Here is a 4,325-nt window from a genome sequence, read left to right on the forward strand (position 1 = left end):
TGCTGGCGCTGGGCGGCGTGGTGCGTCGCGCGCCAGCGGTCCGGGTCGTCAGTCGATCTGCCCGTCCAGGTAGAGCCAGGCGCCGTGCACCCGCACGAAACGGCTGATCTCGTGCATCCGGTGCGCGCGGCCGCCGACCTTGCTGCGCGCGACGAACTCCACCGTCTCGTGGTCCGCATCCTGGCGGCTGTGCCGCCGCACTTCCAGGCCCAGCCACTTCAGGTCGCGCTCGCCGCGCTCCAGGGCCTCGGGCCGCGTGTCCGGGTGCCAGGTCGCCAGCAGGTACTCGATCAGGTCGAGCGTGTAGGCGGTGTAACGCGAGCGCATCAGCGCTTGCGCGTCGGGCGCGGTGAGCGCGCCGGTCTCGGCGAAGGTGCGGTGCAGCGCGCCGCAGCAGGCGTCGTAGCCGCGGCCGCTGCCGCAGGGGCACGGGGTCGCGGCGATCCCACCGGTGGCCGCGCTGTTGGCCACGCTGGTGGCCGCGGTCTTGGTCTTTTCGGGCTTCATGGGGGCGGCATCATGCCAGCCTCCGGGCCGGACCGGCCTGCTGTCACCGGCCGGTGCGGCCCGGAACTTAGAATGGCTGGATGAATTCCCAGGATTTCGGCGACGGCCGGCCGACCCCGCCGCAAGACGATCTGTTCACACCGCGCGGGCTGCTGGACAACCTCAACCCCGAACAGTACGCCGCGGTGACGCTGGGCCAGGAGCCCGCGCTGATCCTGGCGGGCGCCGGCTCGGGCAAGACCCGCGTGCTGACCACGCGCATCGCCTGGCTGATGAGCCAGGGCTACACCACGCCCGCCGGCGTGATGGCGGTGACCTTCACCAACAAGGCCGCCAAGGAGATGGTCACCCGCCTGTCCGCGATGCTGCCGGTGAACGTGCGCGGCATGTGGATCGGCACCTTCCACGGCCTGTGCAACCGCTTCCTGCGCGCGCACTGGAAGCTGGCCGGCCTGCCGCAGGGCTTCCAGATCCTGGACGCGGGCGACACCGTCTCCGCCATCAAGCGCGTGATCAAGGCGATGAACCTGGACGAGGAGCGCTTCGTTCCGAAGCAGGTGTCGTGGTTCATCGCCGGCGCCAAGGAAGACGGCCTGCGGCCCAAGGACATCGACCTGCGCGACGAGCAGACCCGCAAGCTGGTGGACATCTACCAGGCCTACCAGGACCAGTGCACCCGCGAAGGCGTGGTCGACTTCGCCGAGCTGATGCTGCGCTCCTACGAGCTGATGCGCGACAACCAGGCGGTGCGCGAGCATTACCAGCGCCGCTTCCAGTACGTCCTGGTCGACGAGTTCCAGGACACCAACAAGCTGCAGTACGCCTGGCTGAAGATGTTCGCGCCACCGGGGCGCGGGCAGGGCGTGTTCGCCGTCGGCGACGACGACCAGAGCATCTACGCCTTCCGCGGCGCGCGGGTCGGCAACATGGCCGACTTCGAGCGCGAGTACCGCGTGCGCCAGGTCGTCAAGCTGGAGCAGAACTACCGCAGCTTCGGCAACATCCTGGACGCCGCCAACGCGCTGATCAGCAACAACAGCCGGCGCCTGGGCAAGAACCTGCGCACCGAGGCCGGCCCCGGCGAGCCGGTGCGCGTCCACGAGGCCAGCAGCGACTTCGCCGAGGCCCAGTGGCTGCTCGAGGAGGCGCAGGCGCTGCACCGCCAGGGCCTGCCGCGCAGTGAGATCGCGGTGCTCTACCGCAGCAACGCGCAGTCGCGGGTGATCGAGTCGGCGCTGTTCAACGCGGGCATCCCGTACCGCGTCTATGGCGGCCTGCGCTTCTTCGAGCGCGCCGAGGTCAAGCACGCGCTGGCCTACCTGCGCCTGCTCGAGAACCCGAACGACGACACCAGCTTCCTGCGCGTCGTCAACTTCCCGGCGCGCGGCATCGGCGCGCGCACCATCGAGCAGCTGCAGGACGCCGCGCGGCCGAGCGGGCGCTCGCTGGTGCAGAGCGTGGGCGCCGTCGGCGGTCGCGGCGGCGCGAGCCTGGGCAACTTCGTCGCGCTGATCGACGCGCTGCGCGAGGCCACCACCGGCCTGACGCTGCGCGAGATCATCGAGCACGTCATCGAGCATTCCGGCCTGGCCGAGTTCTATCGCGCCGAGAAGGAAGGCGAGGAGCGGCTGGAGAACCTGGGCGAACTGGTCAACGCCGCCGAGGCCTTCGTGACGCAGGAGGGCTTCGGCAAGGACGCCGTGGCGCTGCCGGTGGACGAGCATTCCCCGGGCGCGATCGCCGACGGGCTGCCGGCCGCCGTGGCGCCGGCCGCGCCGGCCACGCCCGACGCCGAGACCGGCGAGATCATCTCGCCGCTGGCGGCCTTCCTGACGCATGCCTCGCTGGAGGCGGGCGACAACCAGGCCCAGGCCGGGCAGGACGCGATCCAGCTGATGACGGTGCACTCGGCCAAGGGCCTGGAGTTCGACGCGGTGTTCATCACCGGCCTGGAGGAGGGCCTGTTCCCGCATGAGAACTCGCTGTCCGACGCGGACGGCCTCGAGGAAGAGCGCCGGCTGATGTACGTGGCCATCACCCGCGCGCGGCAGCGGCTGTACATCAGCTTCTGCCAGACGCGCATGCTGCACGGCCAGACCCGCTACAACATCAAGAGCCGCTTCATGGAGGAGCTGCCCGAGGAAACGCTGAAGTGGCTGACGCCCCGCAACCAGGGCTTCGGTTCGGGCTTCGCGCGGGACTACCAGCAAGCCTGGCAGCGCGGCTCGGGACTGAAGTCCATGGTGGGCGCGGGCCGCGTCGATCCGGGCGGTTTCCCCCAGGCGCCGGTGCCCAGCGCGATGAAGCAGTCCGCCGCCGAGAAGACCGGCGACGAGCACGGCGGCCTGCGCGTGGGCAAGGGCGTGTTCCACACCAAGTTCGGCGAGGGCGTGCTGCTGACGCTCGAGGGCAGCGGGCCCGACGCGCGGGCGCAGGTCAACTTCGGCCGCCATGGCACGAAGTGGCTGGCGCTCAGCGTGGCCAAGCTGACGCCGATCGATTGAACCGGGGGCGTCCGGCGGCCGGCATGCCCTGCGGGATGCCGTGCTGGCCGGATGAGCGCAGAATGCGCGGGGCATCAAAGATTCCAGCAAACAGGAATCACGATTGCCGGGAGGGAGATCCGATGACTGTGTTTTTGATTCTGGAATCTCCATGCGTACTGTCGTACCGATCGATCCCCCGGACGATCCGATGATTGAAGACGCGGTCGCGCTCGGCAATGCCGTGCGCGCCGCGCGGACCACGGCGCGCCTGCCGCTGGTCGAAGCCGCCGAGGCGCTGGGCATGTCGCGCCAGACGCTGATCAATATCGAGACCGGCCAAGGCGGCGTGAGCCTGTCCACCGTGCTCAAGGCCGCCAGAGCGCTGGGCGTGAGCCTCTTCGCCGTGCCCTCGCAGCAGCGGGAAGTCGTGCGGCGCGCGATCCGCACCGCGCGCGACTCGAAGTTCTCCGACCTCGACGAGAGCGCATGAGCCCGACGGCTGCTGGCCCTCACCCCTTCCCTCTCCCGCAAGCGGGAGAGGGAGTCGGCATGCGGCGGGCTGGGCTGGAGGTCTGGCTCGACGAGCATGAGATCGGGTGGCTGCGCCCGGTCGGAACGGACGAGCCGGGCTCGCCGCAGGGCTTGTCCTTCGCCTACCTGGCGCGCTGGACCGCCGAGGTCCTGGCGTATCCGCTGGCGCCGTCGCTGCCCTTGCCGGCGCGCGGCGGGCCGGGCAGCGAGTCGCAGGACGACGCCGTGCTGCGCTGCTTCGACCGCCTGCTGCCGAATGGGGCGCTCCGGCGCGCCACCTTCTCGGCGCTCGGCCTGGCGGCGGACGACCGGGTCGGCGCGCTGCGGCGGCTCGGGCACGACCTGGCGGGCGCGGTCCGATTGGTCGACACGCAGCGCGAGCGCAGCGCCGGTCCATCGCAGCGGCTCATCGCGCGCGAGGAGCTGTCCGAGCGCCTGCGCCACCCGGACGCGTCGCCGCTGGCCGCTTGGGACGGGCAGGTGCGCGGCGCGCTGCCGGGGCGCCGCGACAAGCTCGGGGTGTACGTCGAGCCGGATGGCGGCTGGTACCTCGTCGATGGGCCGCAGATGGCGTCGACGCATGTGCTCAAGCCGGCGCCGCAGGACGAGCCCGATCGGCCGTTCAACGAATACTTCTGCATGCGCCTGGCGGCGCGCGCGGGCCTGGACGTTGCCGCCGTGCAGCTGCACCGCGTGCCGGAGCCGCTCCTGCTGGTCGAGCGCTTCGACCGCCAACGGCTGGACGACGGCCGGGTGCGGCGGCTGCACGCGATCGACGCCCGGCAGGCGCTGGACCAGCCG

The 4,325-nt window shown here is 71.1% G+C and carries 4 protein-coding genes; 3 read left to right on the top strand and 1 reads right to left on the bottom strand.

What is annotated here, in order from left to right:
• Window positions 1-48: 48 nt before the first annotated feature.
• Window positions 49-507 carry a YchJ family protein gene (locus tag FUT87_RS21125; RefSeq protein WP_147242294.1) on the bottom strand — a complete coding sequence of 153 codons (459 nt, stop codon included), beginning with the start codon at window positions 505-507 and terminating at the stop codon, window positions 49-51.
• Window positions 508-587: 80 nt separating this feature from the next.
• On the opposite strand from FUT87_RS21125, the gene FUT87_RS21130 reads away from it, so the two are divergent.
• The 3 genes from FUT87_RS21130 to FUT87_RS21140 all read left to right on the top strand — a co-directional run.
• Entirely contained in the window at window positions 588-3,011 is a 2,424-nt protein-coding gene (locus tag FUT87_RS21130; protein ID WP_147242295.1) for a UvrD-helicase domain-containing protein, read from the top strand.
• A gap of 151 nt (window positions 3,012-3,162) precedes the next feature.
• Window positions 3,163-3,483, top strand: coding sequence for a helix-turn-helix domain-containing protein (locus FUT87_RS21135; protein WP_147242296.1), 321 nt, complete (start codon window positions 3,163-3,165; stop codon window positions 3,481-3,483).
• Window positions 3,484-3,542: 59 nt separating this feature from the next.
• Window positions 3,543-4,325 (top strand): HipA domain-containing protein (locus tag FUT87_RS21140; protein ID WP_186830674.1); only part of this gene is annotated, 783 nt, incomplete at its 3' end.

The sequence above is a fragment of the Mitsuaria sp. TWR114 genome (genome assembly GCF_007997345.1).